General features: G+C 45.9%; 17 protein-coding genes and 1 riboswitch. Of the genes, 2 read left to right on the forward strand and 15 right to left on the reverse strand.

Annotated features, from left to right (window positions below):
- Positions 1 to 35 precede the first annotated feature (35 nt).
- The 11 genes from ACN6MV_RS25755 to ACN6MV_RS25805 form a co-directional block, all read right to left on the reverse strand.
- Positions 36 to 1,076 carry a glycosyltransferase family 4 protein gene (locus ACN6MV_RS25755; protein WP_419885146.1) on the reverse strand — a complete coding sequence of 347 codons (1,041 nt, stop codon included), beginning with the start codon at positions 1,074 to 1,076 and terminating at the stop codon, positions 36 to 38.
- Positions 1,073 to 1,795, reverse strand: a complete 723-nt coding sequence (locus tag ACN6MV_RS25760) for a glycosyltransferase (RefSeq protein ID WP_419885147.1) — start codon at positions 1,793 to 1,795, stop codon at positions 1,073 to 1,075. The genes ACN6MV_RS25755 and ACN6MV_RS25760 overlap by 4 nt, the downstream gene beginning before the upstream one ends.
- Positions 1,796 to 1,826: 31 nt before the next feature.
- A complete protein-coding gene (locus ACN6MV_RS25765) occupies positions 1,827 to 2,402 on the reverse strand; it encodes a class I SAM-dependent methyltransferase (RefSeq protein ID WP_042130838.1) in 576 nt (191 codons plus the stop codon).
- 7 nt (positions 2,403 to 2,409) lie between these two features.
- Positions 2,410 to 3,126, reverse strand: a complete 717-nt coding sequence (locus tag ACN6MV_RS25770; protein ID WP_042130839.1) for a glycosyltransferase — start codon at positions 3,124 to 3,126, stop codon at positions 2,410 to 2,412.
- Positions 3,123 to 4,106 (reverse strand): NAD-dependent epimerase/dehydratase family protein, encoded by a 984-nt coding sequence (locus tag ACN6MV_RS25775; RefSeq protein WP_419885148.1) that lies wholly within the window; start codon positions 4,104 to 4,106, stop codon positions 3,123 to 3,125. Before ACN6MV_RS25775 ends, ACN6MV_RS25770 begins: the two co-directional genes overlap by 4 nt.
- On the reverse strand, positions 4,103 to 4,942 hold the full coding sequence (locus ACN6MV_RS25780) for a dTDP-4-dehydrorhamnose reductase family protein (protein ID WP_042130841.1): 840 nt from the start codon (positions 4,940 to 4,942) through the stop codon (positions 4,103 to 4,105). The genes ACN6MV_RS25775 and ACN6MV_RS25780 overlap by 4 nt, the downstream gene beginning before the upstream one ends.
- A complete protein-coding gene (locus ACN6MV_RS25785; protein WP_042130842.1) occupies positions 4,939 to 5,925 on the reverse strand; it encodes a polysaccharide biosynthesis protein in 987 nt (328 codons plus the stop codon). The genes ACN6MV_RS25780 and ACN6MV_RS25785 overlap by 4 nt, the downstream gene beginning before the upstream one ends.
- Complete coding sequence (wecB, locus tag ACN6MV_RS25790) at positions 5,915 to 7,009, reverse strand: non-hydrolyzing UDP-N-acetylglucosamine 2-epimerase (RefSeq protein ID WP_339287967.1); 1,095 nt, start codon at positions 7,007 to 7,009, stop codon at positions 5,915 to 5,917. Before wecB ends, ACN6MV_RS25785 begins: the two co-directional genes overlap by 11 nt.
- A gap of 306 nt (positions 7,010 to 7,315) precedes the next feature.
- A complete protein-coding gene (locus ACN6MV_RS25795) occupies positions 7,316 to 8,782 on the reverse strand; it encodes a glycosyltransferase family 4 protein (protein WP_419885149.1) in 1,467 nt (488 codons plus the stop codon).
- Between the two features lie 288 nt (positions 8,783 to 9,070).
- On the reverse strand, positions 9,071 to 10,186 hold the full coding sequence (locus ACN6MV_RS25800; RefSeq protein WP_042132451.1) for a CgeB family protein: 1,116 nt from the start codon (positions 10,184 to 10,186) through the stop codon (positions 9,071 to 9,073).
- 51 nt (positions 10,187 to 10,237) lie between these two features.
- Positions 10,238 to 11,254 carry a CgeB family protein gene (locus ACN6MV_RS25805; RefSeq protein ID WP_375105297.1) on the reverse strand — a complete coding sequence of 339 codons (1,017 nt, stop codon included), beginning with the start codon at positions 11,252 to 11,254 and terminating at the stop codon, positions 10,238 to 10,240.
- A gap of 507 nt (positions 11,255 to 11,761) precedes the next feature.
- Here ACN6MV_RS25805 and ACN6MV_RS25810 point away from each other — a divergent pair.
- On the forward strand, positions 11,762 to 12,517 hold the full coding sequence (locus ACN6MV_RS25810; protein WP_042130846.1) for an AAA family ATPase: 756 nt from the start codon (positions 11,762 to 11,764) through the stop codon (positions 12,515 to 12,517).
- 67 nt (positions 12,518 to 12,584) lie between these two features.
- On the opposite strand, the gene ACN6MV_RS25815 is transcribed toward ACN6MV_RS25810, so the two are convergent.
- The 3 genes from ACN6MV_RS25815 to ACN6MV_RS25825 form a co-directional block, all read right to left on the reverse strand.
- Positions 12,585 to 14,000, reverse strand: a complete 1,416-nt coding sequence (locus ACN6MV_RS25815; protein WP_419885150.1) for a hypothetical protein — start codon at positions 13,998 to 14,000, stop codon at positions 12,585 to 12,587.
- Between the two features lie 8 nt (positions 14,001 to 14,008).
- The gene (locus ACN6MV_RS25820) at positions 14,009 to 15,901 is read right to left on the reverse strand and encodes an LTA synthase family protein (RefSeq protein ID WP_419885151.1); all 1,893 of its coding nucleotides are present in this window, start codon (positions 15,899 to 15,901) and stop codon (positions 14,009 to 14,011) included.
- Positions 15,902 to 16,099: 198 nt separating this feature from the next.
- A complete protein-coding gene (locus tag ACN6MV_RS25825) occupies positions 16,100 to 17,437 on the reverse strand; it encodes a 5'-deoxyadenosine deaminase (RefSeq protein WP_419885152.1) in 1,338 nt (445 codons plus the stop codon).
- Positions 17,438 to 17,504: 67 nt separating this feature from the next.
- Positions 17,505 to 17,603, reverse strand: a riboswitch (purine riboswitch).
- A 257-nt stretch (positions 17,604 to 17,860) separates the two neighbouring features.
- Here ACN6MV_RS25825 and ACN6MV_RS25830 point away from each other — a divergent pair.
- Positions 17,861 to 18,340 (forward strand): DL-endopeptidase inhibitor IseA family protein, encoded by a 480-nt coding sequence (locus tag ACN6MV_RS25830; RefSeq protein WP_375103941.1) that lies wholly within the window; start codon positions 17,861 to 17,863, stop codon positions 18,338 to 18,340.
- Between the two features lie 152 nt (positions 18,341 to 18,492).
- Here the strand turns inward: ACN6MV_RS25830 and ACN6MV_RS25835 are convergent, their stop codons facing one another.
- Positions 18,493 to 19,035 carry a GNAT family N-acetyltransferase gene (locus tag ACN6MV_RS25835; RefSeq protein ID WP_042130851.1) on the reverse strand — a complete coding sequence of 181 codons (543 nt, stop codon included), beginning with the start codon at positions 19,033 to 19,035 and terminating at the stop codon, positions 18,493 to 18,495.
- Between the last annotated feature and the right edge of the window lie 40 nt (positions 19,036 to 19,075).

Genomic DNA, 19,075 nt, shown 5'->3' on the forward strand with positions numbered 1-19,075 from the left:
TGGATTTGAAGGTTCTTTTATTATTGTGGGACATACTAAGATGGATTTCTTGATACAATCTCAAACAACACATTTTGAAATATTTGTGTGCTTTTTTCCCAAGTGAAATTCTGTGAAACCTGTTCACCCTTACGAGCTAATCGTTGGCGTAAAGCCGGATCTCTGATTAAGGTTATAATATCATCTGCGAGCCGATTCTGAAATCGGTAGGACATTAAGCAGTTATGGCCATGCGTGCAATATTCCATATTCCCACCTGAGTAAACCGTAACGAGCGCTGCACCACAACGCATAGCCTCAATCCCTGGCAACGAACCTGTATCATACGTACTCGAACTCACAAAAATGTCGCTCTCACTATAATGGAAACAGAGTTCTGTATCATCCGCTGGAGTCCTTATTTGGTAACGTTCATCGTTCACCAGGGTTTGCAGCGTTGCAGATTCCGCTTGTTCTCCGGGAGGAGAAATCAAATACAGTTCAACCTCCGGGTGGTAGGCTTTAACCTTGTTTAATTGCTGAAGTAAATAATCCTGCTCACGGTGAGCTGAGAATCCACCCTCTGGCTTGCGCATAATCGCAGAAACTACCAGCCTTTTTTTAGGATCACGGATTTGCATATTTTTAAAGACCGGACCTACCCCGATCGGTACAATTCTCCCTTTAATGCCATGATTCATTTGGACAATTCCTTGTTGCCAGCGTGATAGAACGAGTAGGTTTGTCGCAATATTATATGATGAAAAAGAACGGCTATTGTCAGGTAAAAAGGCCGGCTCATAACAAAGCGCCAATCGAACATGAACACCTTTACCCTCTTCACTTGCCCGCTGCGATACTTCAACTGTGGTATAGAAGTTGGAAATAATCACATCTCCTACTGGAAAATCGCTTGCTGCCAGTTCACCTTCTTTTGCATAGAGCAGCTCACATTCCATCTCGTATTCTACAACACCATCGCTGGGTAAAAGAATCGTTACTTCATGACCAATCTCTGTCAAACGATTAGCCAATTCCGCTAGCATACGCTGGGCCCCGCCTCTGGTAAGAGTTAGAACAGGAAATATTAACTTCATCTCCCTCTCTCCTTTTGCAACAACCGCGATAAAACCCTGTGATGTTTTGCTTGTACTTGTTCAATCTCCTTTTTCTGCTCCTCTTTGTGAATGACTGAGCCCATCTCATTATGAACTCGGTAATCAAGCAGCGGTTCCTCTATATAAGACCATGTATAATACGGTAAAATACGCAGCCAAAGATCATAATCTTGTGTATATAATAATCTCTCATTAAATTTCCCAACTGCGCGGAAGATACCCATATGAAGAAGGACCGTACTTCCATTCACCGGGCAGCCTAACATCATGGTCTCAATAAACTTTGCCCTGCTGTCAAAAATCATACTTATCGTCTCGGAAATCCGCTCACCCTGCTCGTTTATATAATAATAGGCTGTATAATTAAACGAAGTACCTGTCCTCTTGAGCATTTGCATCTGGTGTTTGATTTTATTCGGATGAAATAAATCATCAGCGCTTAGCCAGGCAAAATAAGTTCCGGTAGCCGCATCTATTCCTTTATTTAACGCGGAGGCGGTTCCTCCATTGTTTTTTCGTATATAAACAATCTTATCCCTGAAAGGTTCAAGCTTCTCCATCCAAAGCGTAGACCCATCATCAATTACAATGATCTCTATGTTCGAATAGCTTTGTTCCAAAACGCTTTGGATGGCGAGATCCACATATGGACAGTTATAAAAAGGAATGACCACCGACACTTTAGGTTCTTCACTCATGCGCTCACCTCCTTCACCTGAAGCTCGGCCTTTATACTGTTTTGCAAGCCAATAAGGCATCTACCGGAGCATGACCTTCACCAAACGCCTCACGAAACGATGGGTTTTGAGCATGATGAAAACCTTTAAGTACTGTTACAGCATACCCCAGCTCTATAAAGTCCTCTGGCTCCCATCCGCTCCGGTGCTTTTGATAATGTTCTCCTTGCAAGTGATAATGGTCCATTCCCTCCTGCGGAAAAAAACCCCGAGGTGTAAATACGACTACACGATTATAGGCGATTCTCTCTGCCATCCCGAGTAATCTTTGTCCTTCCTTCCTTTCAAAGTGTTCAATTGAATCGATAAAAGTGACCGCTGAGAACGTCTTTGGAAGGAATAATTTATCCATATGACAAGCATCCCCGTGCACAGGAATAATATGAGGTGCTTTATATTCACGATGCAGCAGGTAAGGTCTGTGAATTTCTAGTCCAAGGACTACTGCGGCTTCATACCGTTCAAGCAGGGTACCGGTGCCACTGCCGATATCCAGTATACTTTCACAGAATTTTAACTGCTCCAATAAGATTGGTAGAAAGTCATTCACTTCAATTTCCCGGTACATAACTTTCTTACCCCCCCATAGAAGAGATCAAGTGCTGGAGCGGAGCCTTGTAGCGAGCGTTAGTTGCAGCAGCCTCTGCCATAATGACATCGTAATATTTAAGCGTCCCCATCCCTTCATGATTACGGTAAGCAGTGAGTGACTGATTCAGCATCGCGGGTGCATAACCGTTCAGAATCGCACGGTACCATAAATCATAGTCATGTGTATAGGGAAGTGATTCATTAAAAAGTCCAATCGCTCCAAACACCTCTCTTTTGAACATCACCGTACAGCCATTAATAGGGTTACCGTGCAGAAAGCAACGTAAATACTCCAACTGATTCGGAAACAGAAGTGCGGCGTTCATCTGAAGTAACTGAGATTGACCGTTAATATAATTGAAGTTGGTATAAGAGATGAACAGGTGGTTCTGCTCCATGAACAGCACCTGATTATTGATTTTGTCACGGTAGAATAAGTCATCTGAGCTGAGCCATGCCACATAATCTCCAGTTGCATGCAAGATGCCGTGATTCAGTGCGGAGGCGGTTCCTCCGTTGCTTTTTCCCAAATAATGAATTCGCGGAAAATACGGTCTTATCAGTTCTGAATGAACGGTCGAGCCGTCATCAACGACAATGATCTCGTAAGGCTCCCAAGACTGTGATAGCACACTTTGTAAAGCATGCTCTATATAAGGGCAGTTATAAAAAGGAATCACTACCGATACTTTCGGTCTCATAACATCCGTCCTTCCCAGTTCGCACGGCAATAGTCCAAAATATCTGTTAAGGACTGACTAAACTCAATTTCTGGCTTCCAGCCCAGGGAAGATACATCTTCCTCCGGTGTTGCCGAAGCATCTGAAGGGATTAGTCTATCCCCCGCCACTCCGTTTTCTAGAATAGAGGGTGCAGCTAGTTCTGGTCCCCAGTCCATTGGAACCGAAGTTGTGGAAAGGCTTATCAGTTGCTCCGAGATATCTCCAAGTGGCCGCTGTATTCCTGAATCAATTCGATAGATGGTTCCATTGGTACCTTCGCGCAATATAAGGTCATAAGCTCTTACAGCATCGCGTACATCCAAAAAATCACGTAAGGCATAGCGAGAGGAAAGTTTAAAGGGAGGGATTTCTTCGCCTGCATACACTTCACTACGAACAATATGCTGTGCCAATAATGAGCAGAAGCCGGTAGAAGGACCGGGACCGATCAGGTTGCAGGGCTCAGCCAGTAGAACGGGCTGTTTAAACAAGGTGCCCCAAGCTAGGGACACCAGCTCTTCTATTGTTTTGCTAAGGCTATATGGATGTGGTGGTCCTGCCACCACACCCGGTTTGAATTTAAGCCGTGAGCCTGCTACAAGAATCCGACTGGCAGGTAAACTTCGCATCGCCTCTAGCAAATATAACGTAGCCATCACATTCGTCTCCATAAAGAGCAAAGGGTTGCGCCAAGACTCGGGCACCGAATTGTTTCCTGCCAAATGAAGGACAGCCTCCGGTGAAGTTTCCTTGATCATCTCAGCTACGGCCTTCCGATTGCTTAAATCACAGTGATAAACCTTTACTCCTTCTGGAAACACAGCGGAAGCCAGGACCCCCGATGTTGATGACGGACGTACCACAGCGGTAACCTCAGCGCCTCCTGCCGAGAACAAATGAACAGCATGTCGACCGGTGAATCCGGCCGCCCCGGTGATTAGTAGTTTTTGCCCTTTCATGGGGACATCTCTGACTGTTTCATCCAGTCAGCCAGTTCTTGCAGCATCAGGGGGTACGAAGGCAACGGAAAGTTAACATCCGTTCTTGTATTCACTAATGTACGATCTTGCACATGTTCATCCTCAGGAATGATTTCCACATCCTCTTTATGAAAAGCAGCCTGAATATACTGAAGCAGCTCATACTTGCTCACCGGCTTCGGATGCGCTAAATGGATCAGCCCCGATACCGTAGAATCCAGCAGTGTATCCACTGCTTTGGCTAATTGGAGTGTAGTGACTCCATTCCACATCACCCGGCGGTATCCTGACACTTGACCACTCTGTGACAGGAACCAATCCATCAGACCAATACCGCCTGAACGGATTTCCGGACCAATAATCGAAGTACGGATTGTAAGATGTCCAGGTTGCCGCACCTCGCCAAGACTTTTCGAAATCGCATAAGATGACGTGCCATCAGGTACATCCTCTTCTGTGTACCCCCCGCGTGTTCCTTCAAACACGCAGTCGGTACTGATATGAATAAGTCTTGCGTGAACAGCTTCCGCCATTCGCCACAAGTGGTGAGGAAGAAATCCATTCACGTGGTAAGCTCCAATTCTGTCACGTTCTGCGAATTGATTGAGTACCCCCATCGCATTAATGATGCAATGAGGGGAGACGATATCGACCAGCTTCTCTACTCCGGCTATATCGTTCGCATCTACATACAGCCCGCCAAGATCGCTCTTATCCCGGGTTGTATGGAAGACGTGATGCTTGCCCTGGCGGCGAAAATAATCCGCCAGCATATGCCCCGCCATACCGTTTCCACCAAGGATAAGCAGCTTCATTGCAGAAACCCTCCCCGAATCAGGATGCTTTTGATCTCTTCCTGATCCATTAGATTTGTCTCTGAACTGAAGCTATTAAAGGAGACATGAGGATAAGCGCTATAATGCGCCTTTAATTCCGGCATGTTCAGCGTAGGGAGAATTACTAGATACTGTTCATCGTAGACGACAGTGGTTAAGCTTTCGAAATCACTCATTAGAATCTCGTGTATTTTCTCCCCAGGACGAATTCCGGTCTCAACAATACTTACATTGGACTCTCCAGAGGCTTCGATTAACACCTCTGCCAAATCTATTATCCGACAGGTCGGCATCGTCATGACAAAGATTTCTCCACCTAAGCTAACCTCAGAAGCTTTAAATAACAAGGTTATCGCATCGCGTAATGTGAAAAAGAAGCGGGTCATTTTCATATCTGTAATGCGTACCTGTCCCTTGTCCTTGATCTGCTTCATGAACAAGTGCACTACGCTGCCGTTCGTTCCGAGCACATTACCTCCACGCACGGTTACAAAACGGGTGTTTGAGCCAATTAGGTTGGCGTAGACGAACAATTTTTCCCCAATCGCTTTGGTCATCCCATAGAAGTTCGACGGGTTTGCAGCCTTATCAGTAGAGATGTAAATGGCTTTCTCAACACCATTCACAATGGCAGCTTCAATCACATTCTGGGTACCGACTACATTGGTTTTAAGTGCTTCATAGGGCTGATCTTCACAGACCGGAACATGCTTAAGTGCCGCCAAATGGAAGATGTAATCCACGCCACGGCAGGCGGCGATCAGCGCATCCTTGTCACGGATATCGCCAATGATAAAACTGAGACGGTGATCCTCGAACTCCCGGCTCATTGCCACTTGTGCAGATTCGCTGCGGGAGAATACGATGATTTCCTTAGGATTTTGAGGCAGAAGTTGCCTAATCAGTTCATGCCCCCAGGAACCGGTGCCGCCTGTGACCACAATCCGTTTATTATTGAACATGCAGGTTCCCTCCAAGCAAAAATTTAACTACCTTTACCGAAACATCCGGAGTCAAGTAACCTTCCGGAGCCACCCAATCCCGGCGAAGCGCCGTCATCAGCTTGACGCTGCGCAGAATACTGTTCTGATCTACACCTGATACCACATTACTTCCGCAATCCACCGTTTCTGGACGCTCCGTTGTTCTGCGAATCGTCACGGTTGGTACTTTCATCAAGCAGCATTCCTCCTGTACGGTCCCGCTGTCGGTGATGGCACACAAGGCATGCTGTTCCAAATAAACAAAATCAAAAAATCCGAAGGGCTCATGAAATTCAACGAGAGGGTTCATTGGAAGAGAGAATTGCTCGGTTAGTTTGGAGCGAGTGCGAGGATGAATGCTGCATATTAAACGAATTCCAAAATGCTCAGCCACAGCGTTAAGACCTGACATAATTTGTACAAGGGACTCTGGATCATCTACATTCTCTGCACGGTGTGCTGTTACAAGAAAATACTGCCCTGAGGTAAGCTTCAGCTGCTCCAGAATGCTGCTAGACTGGATCCTTGCTTCAAAATGAGTCATGACCTCATGAATCGGATTTCCTGTTAACACAATACGTCTGCTAGGGAAGCCTTCGCTAATTAGATGTCTTTTGCTCTGCTGTGTATATGGCATATTAATGGTTGAAACGGCATCTATGACACGGCGGTTTTTCTCTTCGGGCACTTTTAGGTCATAGCAGCGGTTCCCCGCTTCCATATGCACCACCGGAATACCCATTCGTTCCGCCAAAATCGCGCATAGCGCGCTATTCGTATCCCCCAGAAGCAAGACACGGTCTGGCTGTTCTTTCTGTAAAATGCTTTCTAGCCCTCCGAACATAGCGGCAAGCTGGCCGCCGAGTCCTGCTTGCTTATCCTGCAGCACATAATCCGGCGCTCGCAGTCCCAGCTCCGCAAAGAAAATGCCACTGAGACTGGCGGTGAAGTTCTGGCCGGTATGCACCAGAATGTGCCGCTCAGCATGTTCGTCGAGAAGCGGAATGATAACACTGAGGCGGATGATTTCAGGCCTCGTGCCCAAAATCGTCATGATCTTCATGAGTTCACTCCCCTGCCTGTTTGATGATGGTCTGTCTTGGCTCAGTCGGGTGGACTGAGTGTGAAAAGGATAGGTCTCTTATCTGGACTCGGCTAATCTACGAGATTTATACTGTTTATTGCGCGTTTCCGGTCGGATTCGCGGCAATATGGGGGATTTTTACCCCTCTTTCCGCTCATTCGGCTGAATTCGCGGCAATATGGGGGATTTTTACCCCTCTTTTTGCTCATTTGGCCCGATTCGCGGCAATCTGGGGGATTTATACACCTCTTGCTCCGCTAGCCACCTTCGCGGCAAGCGGAGCATTTACGCCGCGCGCCGCCGCCCACTCCGGCGGGCTCGGCGGCGCTTGCCCCCGGCGGTGCTCCGCCGCCGGGCAGAACCCTTACGCCGCTTGCGAGCAGCGCGGCGCAAAACCAACGGGCGCCCGCTTCGCCGGCGCGCCCGGGCTTTGCCGCGCCGCTTGCGGGCGACGCGGCTCGGTAGGCCCTTGCTTCGCGGCGGCAAAGCCGGCGATGCTGCGGGCAATTCAGGCAGGACAGCGGGTGATTCCACCACGCTGTCCGCCTCGCGCACCGGCGGTGCGCTGCAATAGCGGAGGCTCCACATCTCCGCAAGACCCTGCAGGCGGCTCCGATAAGCCGCCGGGCCATAAACGGCGTCGACGCGCTCCCGCGCTTGGGCGCCTATGGTTATCGCCAGTCCCGGCTGCGCCAGCATGACGTTGACTCTTTCGGCCAGCGCGGAAATGTCCGACGCTGGGACGAGATTTTCGCTGCAGCCTGCTGCGTGCAGAATTTCCCGTAAGCCCCCGGAGTCGTAAGCGACAACGGGCTTTCCAAAAGCCATTCCTTCCAAAGCGGTCATTCCAAAGCCTTCACGGATCAGACTGGGAACAACCAGTACATCCATCGCGCAATAAGCAGATGGAAGACATTCAGCATAACCAACAAATTTAAAGCGGGTATACAGTCCCTCAAGCTTTACCTTGCGGACACAGCGATCATAGTAGCTTTTGTCACCGGCTGAGCCTATGACAACAAATTTCGTATTGGGATGGACTGCGTACACAAGCACAGCCATTTTCACAAAATGTTCCAATCCTTTTTCCTTATTAATAAAGGAAGAAATATAACCGACCAGCTGCTCCTGCGGTTTAATCCTTAGCTCTCGCCGGTGTTCGCCCCGAAGCTTGCTCCAAGCCTCAATCATCATCTCTTTGTCATTCCAAGAAGGGGGTAGCTGGATTACTTTCTCCGCTCTCACTTCCTCTGGAAAGCAAGCTGCTGCCGTCTGTGAAATAGACAGAATCTCATCACTATTCCGATGAATCAGCCCTACACTAATGGGTGTATATTCATTGTCAGTTATCGTCTCTGATATTTTCCATACCACCGGAATGCCCAGTGACTTGGCAGCCATTGCCGGCAAAGCATGCACACAGGTACTTGTAATAATAAACGACGGGCGCAGAGAGGCTAGCCAGTCTGTTAATTCATGATACTCCCTGCCTTCCTGAAATTTACGAGCATCTGCCTCGAGCCCTGCATAAGGAGTGTACATTCCGTATAAAAGAGGAATCGAGAGCAACTGTACACTTATTCCGCAGCTTCGAGCCTGAGCAGTAAGCTTGCCGTCCTGAGGTGCAACGAGAATACAATTAAAGTACGGAGAAAGCTCCTGAGCGAAAAACAACAACAGCTTCTCCGCTCCGGTAATACTGCGTGTATTGGATACATGTGAAAAGAGGACGATTGTAGCTTTATCAGCCATGGCGTTTCGGCGCTCCCTAACGAGGGCCTGGAGCAGCCATTCACCTCCCTAAAAGTTTTACGAAGCGTTACTCAAGTTTCTTACTTCGCAGTAAAATTCGCTTCGAAAGCAGTCGCTTTTCCCGAGCCCAGCCACTCAGCTATTCAAGCCGCTCCAGCTGCAATTTCTTATCATAGGTTACAGGCATACGCTGAGGCCGGTTCTACAGTATATCGAGGAAAAACAGATGCCGGCACGACACCTGTCCCCTGCTAAACGCACATTTCCATATCCAGTTCAGAAACAAGCCTAGCCGTAAATTACCGCTAACATCTGGTAAATACGTTTTGCGTAGGTGTGATCCTTAAGCGTCCGTTCAAAAGCGCGCAGTGCGATCGCCCGGCGTTCCTCCTCATGAGTTAGGTAATAACGGATTTTATCCATCATTTCCTGAGGGCTTGCAAAGGTCTCAATTTCTTCACCCGGTTTGTAGAAAGATCCCATATCATCTCTGGCATCTACTAATTGCAACGTGCCCGTTGCTGCAATTTCAAAGGTACGCGGATTCGGAGAAACGGCGGGAATCGAAAGCGTATTGTTGTTAACTACTTCATCAATGTGCGAGCGGTGGAGGTTAATGACGATTTTAGAGCCACTGTAAGCTACCGCTGTTTCTTGTGGCGACATCCACTTACCAATTTCAATACGGTCACCGTACAGCGGGGCCTCAGGCAGACGATCCCACCAGATTCCGTTAATCACCGTGTTATAGTTCATCAGGTCAGGAAGAATCTCACGGAAGAAGTTGACCCGGTTCCAATAGGCGGAGCCAATAAAGCTAACTTCCCGATTCAATGACGAACGTGTTGTAGTAGGACGGTAATGCTCTAAATGAGCAGCAAAGGGGAGATAATGGACCTCAGGGCAACCGAGTCCCCGGTAGAAATCAATACAATTACGTTCAAGTGTGAATACAAAATCGTAGTGTGCCACAATCTTGATCGTAAAGTCAGTGTAATAAGGATCATCTGTGAGCCAAATCGCTGTCCGGACGCCACTAGTGCGAATCGCATCGATCTGCTCAAGCGGTAAATCCATACCGTCCAATACCAGTACAAGATCCGGTCTTTGCGCTGCAGCCAGCTCTACTAGATTTTGACGCACGTCCGTTATCGTAACTTGAGCTGTTAATTTTTGCAGAGCGCAAAGAACCGCATCATCTAAAGGGGAGTAAGGGTATCCTTTACCAGAAGCGACATACATGACATGAATATTCCGTACAGGAAACACTTCTTCAGGACGACCATTCAGAATCGCAAGACGCCCCCGTAAATAGCCCTCATCATAACCGCCTTTAAAACCACTCAGGCGACCACGCAGCTTTTCTTCCTCTGGAGGTGTCAGAGGTAATGGTGGTGTAGGCATAATAAATTCATTATTATTCATAATCCTCGCTCCTTTATCCCGTTATAGATTTCATACACGTGAAGCAATCACATTCAACAAATGAGGCAAACGCGCAGTGAATGTATGGTTGCGCATTGTAGTCCGTAATCCCCGTAAGGCGTAGATTCGACGCTCTTTTTCATGCTTCAGATAGTACTCAATCTTCTGCTGCAATTCCTTAGCGGAGCCAAAAGTATCCAGATCATAACCAGGCCGATAATAATTGCCCAGGTCCTCACGTACATCCGTAAGCTGCATAGTACCGCAGGCGCTGATCTCATAGGTCCGCGGATTAATGGAACGTGAAGGAAGGCGGTAGCTATTCCGGTTATCCTGTCCTTCTTCCCACGGGCGGTGAATATTAATGACTATTTTCGCACCACTGTAGTAGTTCGCTGTTTCCTCAGGCGGAATAAAGCCGTTGCTAATAAAAGGTGTAAGCTGATCATAGGTGGCGAGGCGTTCCCAAAATCCCCCGGCGATAAGCACCTTCTTCCCCTTTAGATAAGGTGCCAGTTCATCGAACAGCTCTGTCCGGTTACGAAATGCATTACCAATAAATACAATGTCATACTGATATTGCGGGCCGGTACGGCGTGGGTAGAACATCTTTGGATTGACACATAGTGGCAAATAATGAACCGATGACACTCCAAGGGATTGATAGAACTCCACACAACCCAGCTCATGTGTAAATACGTGATCATAGTGCCTACAAATGACTGAAGTGTCCTCTGTAAAATAAGGATCATCCACAAACCAGATGGCGGTTGGGATGCCTAGCTTTCTTATCTCTGAAATCTGCTCTAAATGATTTTCCGGGAATACGTGAAGCCCATTCATTACTAATACTGCTCCAGGCATTTCCCGTGCCGCGGTTTCCAGCATCGTTTCAGGAGTGCTTATTACAAGCTCACTTACAAGCTGCTGCAGTGCCTCCGTTACGCCAGTGTCGATCGCCTGAAATCCTTGAGGAACATACATTAACTTAAATGGTCGGCAGGCTTCGACCCCTGGAGTATTCAGACGCTGCACAGCTTCACACATGCCAAGACGATATCCTTCGTGATAACCGTCGCGATATTCTCGCGGACGCTTGTGTTTTTTTCTTTTTCTCGCTTTCACGGCCTTCACCCTGCCCCGTCGTATTCTCAAGACAGTATAACTATATGCGGAGTCAGCACTCGCCTCATGGACATCTGTCTTTACTAGAACTAAATTGGCAGATGTCCCCTGTCTTTTGCCCGGCTTGCCCGAACCTTAGATGATTTCATCCACTCACAGGATGCTGGTATACTATAAGAGGTAGTTCAAAAAGTCCGCTTTTGATCACGAAGTACCCCAAGAAGATTACTCGACATCGAATATTGAATTCAGGCGAAACTTCCGGTGCTCACGTAGCTTCCACTACGCTCAGCTCCTCAGTTTCTACCTTCTTTCAATCTTCTCGGTGCTGAAAACCGTACTTTTTGAACACGCACTATAATGGTCTAGCTCTAATCTCGTCATATCTGTCCGGAATAGATTATTTTCTGGCATTCACAGGGGGGCACTATGAATAACACCACGCTTTACTTGCGTCATGCAGAACTGCTGCGTGATCAGGTTCCATCATTCCAAACCTATCCATTTCATCTGCCAGCCGTAAGAACACTGGATCGGCTTATTTTTCAAAAGCCAGTAACCTTTCTTGTCGGGGAGAACGGCACAGGGAAATCTACCTTGTTAGAGGGAATTGCTGCTGCGTGGGGCTTTAACCCTGAAGGTGGAACACTTAACTTCTCTTTTAACACTCGTTCCTCGCATTCGAGTCTCTATGAGTATTTTAGAATTGCTAGAGGGGTTAGACGTCCGAAGGACGGCTTTTTTCTACGCGCGGAGAGCTATTATAATGTGGCTTCCTACATCGATGAATTAGATGAACAGCCTAGTTTTGGTCCACCAATCAAGAACTCCTATGGAGGCAAGTCTCTTCACGAGCAGTCTCACGGAGAGTCTTTTTTCGCAGCGTTTGTTCATCGTTTCGGAGGCCGCGGACTTTATATCCTTGATGAACCTGAAGCAGCTCTATCTCCGCTGCGGCAAATGTCTCTGCTGGTGCGTATGCATGAGCTAGTGCAACAGGACTCACAGTTTATTATCGCAACCCATTCACCTATTCTGATGTCCTATCCGGAAGCTGAAATTTTTCTTCTAGAGGGTGAGGGCATCCGTTCTGTCGCCTTGGAGGAGACGGAGCACTATACCGTGACCAAAGCATTTATGAATGACCGTCAGGGCATGCTGCGTGAGCTTTTAGAGGATGAATGAATAGATAAACAAATAAAAACAGCAAGTCTCCATAATCGGAAACTTGCTGTTTGATTTGTTCCTTAACTTAACGTCTTACAATCCCTACGAGCTTGTGTACAACCCATCCGAACATGACTACAACCATCATATCGAAGCACACATTAAACAGGAATAAATGCTTACCGATATCAGCCCTTCCGTCCCCAAGAATCGGAACCAAGAAGGAGAAAATCCCTATCAGCCCTAATAACATCAGCAGTTCACCGGCAACTCTACCACGAACATCCCTACTGCGGAAGTATTGGAACAATGCCCCGGCAAAATACAGCAGATAAAATAGGGAGAGGAATCCAAGCGTATGCGGAATATGCTTGTTCTTGAATTCGCTCCATCCGCTATAAGTATACGATAATGCGCCTGCTGGCTTATTTTCACTCTTCTCATAGTTCCCTAAATAATAAGGGCGAATCGCCATACTGTTACTCGCAGCATATTCCATATTATCTATTAACCGTCCTGGATGTTTTAAGTAGAAGAACAATACATCCTTATGGGATACCCGGTCGTAGAAATCCGGTACCAGCGAAGGATCATCCTGTTTGATCACTGTATCGGTCTGAAAATAATTCGTGCCCGCAAGTACCTCCAACCGCTCCGGCAATCCGAGATCCTGCAAATCTCCCTTCACATCCGGTGATTCGTTTAATATCCCAAAAAACACAGTCTGATACAGGTTAATATGCTTCAGCTCTTTTGGCGCCGTCACGTACATAACGATGGATACCAGAAATATCGCAATCGAAAAGCGTAAGGCCAGCTTTCTCCATTTTCGTTCACCATCAAGCGTCATAAACCGCAGGAAGATCAATGCAAAGGCAACCCCAATCGGCGCATTCTGAATTTTGGAGGTGACCAGAAACAGTATCGCAATAAAAAATAAGGTTAACCCCTTTGTCGTAGGCTTTTCTTGGCTAGTTAATCTTAACCCCAGCGCAAAGGTCAGCAGCATAAACACCATCGATACCGGTTCTCCAAACAAGGAGTTGAAGTATGCCAAATACCCAATATCGTAAAAAACAAACAAAATAGCTGCACCTAGCAGCAGCCCCGTAACATAAGAGCCGCGAGCATTGTACTTCACCAGCAGCCAGGTCGCCACCAGTAAAAGAAGACCGTAAACTGCACCGAGCAATCTAACATCAAAAAAGCTGCCATGGATGAGCCCGCCGATCAACCTCGGTACAAGCACAACCAAAATCTGTGAAGAAGGATAGAAGCCCCTAAACAAATTCTCATACGCAAAACGAGAATGGCTAAAATTAAAAAACTGGTCGGTATACGATGCTGCAGTATCATAGTAGTTCAGACCGATGGTATTCATCATACGCAGGAAATCCCCATTATCGGCAACCCCAATAAAAGGACCTACGAATAACAGATAAATAATGAGACCGCAGCCGGCAAGGCTTACGAGATACTCCGGTTTCCAGAACTTTTTCATGATTCCCCCTATCTCTGTGGTAACAGCTTCACATATTCGTCGGACAAGTTCATAAGCTTCAATACATACTCATAATCACTCTGATATTTCGAGAAGTCCGTTACCGGCTTGAGCGTATCCAGCGACACAGCTTCACCATCTGCAAATCCTTTTCCAGGGACATAGAGAATGTCATCATTAAAGAAGGAGCCGGAAGGCAAATAATACCTCATGCCTAACACATTACGATCAATGTTGAGCAGGTCATGACCAAAGGCTGTAAATCCTTCTTGTTGCAGTGAAACGCCCATTAAATTAGCTATCGTAGGAAGGATATCTAGTTGTCCTCCCGTACGCTCTACTACCTTCCCTTGCTCCATTCCCGGCACACGCACAATGAGTGGAATATTAAAGCGGCTGATCCGGGAATCATATGGAACACCAAGTGCGCTTTCCACTTGCTCCGGCGGAACATCCTGAGGCTGAAGGCCAAAGTGATCACCATACATAACCAGAACAGTGTTATCCCATAATCCATTTTCTTTCAAACCTTCTATTAAAGTACCAATGGCATAATCAGTATAGTTTATAGCAGTCAAATAATCACCTAGCATCGTATCTTTCAAATTATCAGGCACAGTGATTTTCTTAAAGGAATCTGGGATTTTGAAAGGATGATGACTGGATGCTGTCACCATCTGCGCGTAAAAAGGAGTACCTTTCTTCTTTAGCTCTGCCAATTTCTCGACACCCGTAATATACAGCTGTTCATCGGAAGCACCGAACGCATTAAAATGATCATTCGTAAAATAATCTTTATCATAATAGCCGTTAAAACCAAGCGCCGGGTAAAGCTCATTCCGATTCCAAAAGCCTACTTTATTCACATGAAAGGTGTACGCCTCATATCCTTTATCCCTTAGCAGGCGTGGTAAGCTTGGCAATTCTCTGTCCCCGAATCCGGTAGACATGGCCAACGTACCAATCGGATAAATTGACGTATTGCTCATGAATTCCGCATCAGATGTATTCCCTGGACCAATCTGCTGATAGACATGAGGGAAATAAAAGCCCTCATCTGCTAACTTATTCATGACTGGCGTCAATTCTTGCCCATCCAAGGATTGATGCAATGGGAAATTCTGAAAAGCTTCTAATTGTAGCACAATTACATTTTTACCCTTTTGTGAGCCAAAATAATCAGGAGTCGTACCTGCTGGCTTGTCACTATATGGATAGGAAGATTGCAGCGCATCAACCTTCGCGATCGTATCCTTAATATCTCCCGTTCCAATAAGATTGTTATCTTCTTTAATCTTAATCGCTGCAACGACCTCATAATTTATAAATCCGGCAGTTTCTGCCTGTACAAGCTCATTCGTAATCCCCCGAGCAGAGTGAACAGAATATGCCGATAAAGAAAAACCTCCAATAATGGATACCAGAATCACCAGCACCTGTACTAATCCTGTCTTCCGGTAACTATAGCGTTCACGCGGGTAGGCTTTTCCTTGTCTCCATCTGCGAATCAAACCGTAGATGGCGAAGATAACAAAATCCGCGAAGAATAAGTAATCAATACTCTTAATAGTAGATTCTACGCTTGCCTTCACTTGAAATACCTGATTAATTTCAGATAAGGCCAGGTAGGTTGGAACAGAACCAAAGTGATTAAAATACACACTAGCTGCGAACAGCAACAGCGATAAAAAACCATTAAATATCCAATAGACGGTTGTTCTCACCCTAGATGGCGTAATCACCGTTAAAATCCCCATGATAAAAAGGACTGGCGCTACATCCGATGCAATCCATTCCCAAGCAATTCTATCAAAGAACAACACTCTCAAAAACAATAGCTTTAACCATAACAATATAACAACGATAAAGAAATGGGCACGATCCTGCCCTTGCTTTTTCACGAATAATCCCCTCTTACATGTTCATTTGTTCAAAATATAAAATCTATTCTATTATTTTGTAAAATATCAGGTTGTTCTAGTATAACAATACTTACTTTTTTTATCAAAATGGTAGAATTATCTTCCACTCAAAAAAAGAGATGCCCCGCTGCCCTTTCGGCATTGGAACATCCCTGTTAACTCTGAGTTGATCAATCTTTAGACGATCGAAGTATGCTTAAGCAATCTTTTAATAGAACGGTTAGCTTCATTTAGAACAATTTCTTTATCTACAGTCTTCAACAGGCCTCTATCCATCACGATCTCCCCATCGATAATCGTAGTTTCCACATCCGCCCGGGTAGCGGGATATACAATTCTAGAGATGGGATCTACGTCGTAGGAGGGGAAGGTGTGGAAATTGAAGAGATTCAGAAGCACTAGGTCTGCCTTTTTACCTACCTCAATACTGCCGATCTTCTCTTCCATTCCTACCGCCTTTGCCCCGCCTATAGTTGCCATACGAAATACACTTCTCGCATCCATCGTCGTAGGTCCATGTTGAGGCTTCTGAATAATTGCCGCAAGGCGCATTTCATTAAACATATCTAGATTATTATTGCACGGTGCACCGTCAGCACCTAGACTTAGTGACACATGATCATGGAGCATCCCCGGTGTATCTGCAATTCCAGAGGCTAGTTTCAGATTTGAACCGGGGCAATGACTTACATGGACTCCGCGATCTCGCAATATGCGCCGCTCCTCAGCATCCAGCCAAACACAGTGCGCCAGTATTAAGCGCTCATTAGCTAATCCTAGATGGTCCAGGTAGACGATGTTACGCATTCCGGTCATCGCCTGCACAATCTCAATTTCCCCTAAGTTCTCAGAAGCATGGGTATGGACCTTCACATCATACCTTGCGGAGAGAACTCGTACCTCGGTTAATAAGGGCTCGGTACAGGATATTACAAAACGCGGAGAGAACGCATATTGAATTCGGCCATTGCCATAGCCATTCCATTTTTCAAGCAAATCCACACTTTCCTGCAAAGAAGAAGCAGTGTCTTCTTGCAGTGCTTCAGGCACATCTCCTCCTTTTTGATCCATCATCACCTTGCCGGACAATGCCCGAATTCCACTTTTAGCAATAGCCTGAAAAGCATAGTCCGTATGATGGACAGTCTCCATATCAACAATCGTAGTGGTTCCGCTGGAGATCAGTTCCCCAATACCAAGCATCGCCGAATAATAAAGGGATTCTTCATCATGCGCAGCTTCTAACGGCCAAATCCGTTTACGCAGCCAATCCATAAGCTCCAGATCATCTCCCTTCCCACGGAATAACGTCTGGCATAAATGAATATGTGTCTGAACAAAACCGGGGATTAAGGTCCGGTTTGTGGCATTGATTACCTTTTCGTCTCCCTTCGGGATCAGGTCAGTGCCGATCTCTACGATGATATCGTCCTTAATTCGAACATCCCCGACAAGCATATCCTCCTGCTTATTCATGGTAATGATTTCAGCATTTTTAATTAGGATGTTCCCCATTGTGCTTCTCCCCCTCATTATTCATTCGTTTGCCGCTCCACGATGTAACAGAAAAAGGCCACAAAAATATGCCTTAGCATATTTTCGTAGCCAGAAATTTACGGTTCCCGGTAGAGACCCTTAAACCAATTATTAAGGATATACGAAAAGAAACTATTCTATTCCAAATTTGAATAAAACAATCATAAAACAAAGACAGGTTTAGTGTCAACACAAGTTATTTAAAATAACACAAAACTTAAATTTAGATGTTTTTACGTAAATATAAATAATTCACCCCTTGTTTATGTTATAAAACATAACTCAAACTTTGGTTTTCCGCACTATTATTCTAATAACTCATTAATTCCGCTTTTTATACTCGTCCTATTACCCGAACCGATAGCCGCGCTTTTAATAAAGTAATAGCGAGGAGGAGATCAAATGCCAACAATTTCTCAAACCCCAAGTGAGTTGCAAGCATTCATTACCGCTGCTGAAAAAGCATGGTTCGAGGTCTACGATTCTGCCGATTCCCGTAGAGTGATCCGCGTTGACGGTGCTGATTATTATCGTCTGCCGGTTAGATTCAGCACCAGAGCGAAGGTCATTTCATATTTTAGAAAATACTGGGGTATTACAATGAGCAACACCATGTTCTGTAATTTACAAACCGTTTCTAGAAACAACAGACTCTACGTAATATCGGGAGATACAGGAACCATTGCTTTTATCCCAAGAAGACTTACCGTTACGGGTCGCACATCAACAAGAATACGCCTTACAGCAGTTCTGTCGATAGATGATATGAGCGATGAAGATATCGTTAACGTTCGTTATCTAATCGGCGTATCAGGAAATAGACTGCTCATCCTTAACCGAGATCAAAAAAATACTGACCCACGATACCAGACCTGCCGTTAATGAAAATCTCCATAATCTTATAAACACAAAAACGCTCCTATGTAGAAATGGAGGGATCACCCAACCATCTCCATAGGAGCATTTTCTTTGTGCATCTATTTACCGCCAGCTATCCTAGACGCAGTCATCGTTCTAGTACACAACCAGCTTGTTTATGTTGAAGAATCCGGACGCTGTTCCGGTTTCAGCACCTTCTCGAATACTGGAAAGTTCGCCGTGCGGTTTGGAAAATCCACTTCACCTCTATGGTCATAACCAAGGCGAGGATAAATTTCAAGTGCTCTAGTATTCTTGGCATAAGTATCTAACCGAATACTAGTGTAACCATTACGTGCTGCGTAATCCTCTGCAAAAGCAATTAACCTAGTCGCAATCCCTTTACCCTGAATCTGTGGATGGACTGCTAACCGATGCATAATCAGATGTGGCCCTTGATTTTGCTTCCACTCGATCTTCTTATATTCCTCAGAAGCATTCTCATCCAATACAAGAATACCTGCGATAGCCTGATCCTCTTCACATACATATAAGGTACCCTGCGCGATATCCAGTTCGATAATCTCTCTATTCGGATAGCGCTCATCCCACTGGTCGCTTCCAGCGGCCTGCATAACTTGTACACATTTTGAGATCAATTCCATAATCTCTTCTATCTCTTCCTGTCTAGCTTTTCTGATCCCATTTCCTACTTGCATCCTGCTATCCCCTCTTTCTTATCGACATCTGAAAACCGTT

It is taken from the genome of Paenibacillus sp. B-A-8 (assembly GCF_048572915.1).
Classification (GTDB): Bacteria; Bacillota; Bacilli; order Paenibacillales; family Paenibacillaceae; genus Paenibacillus_AQ.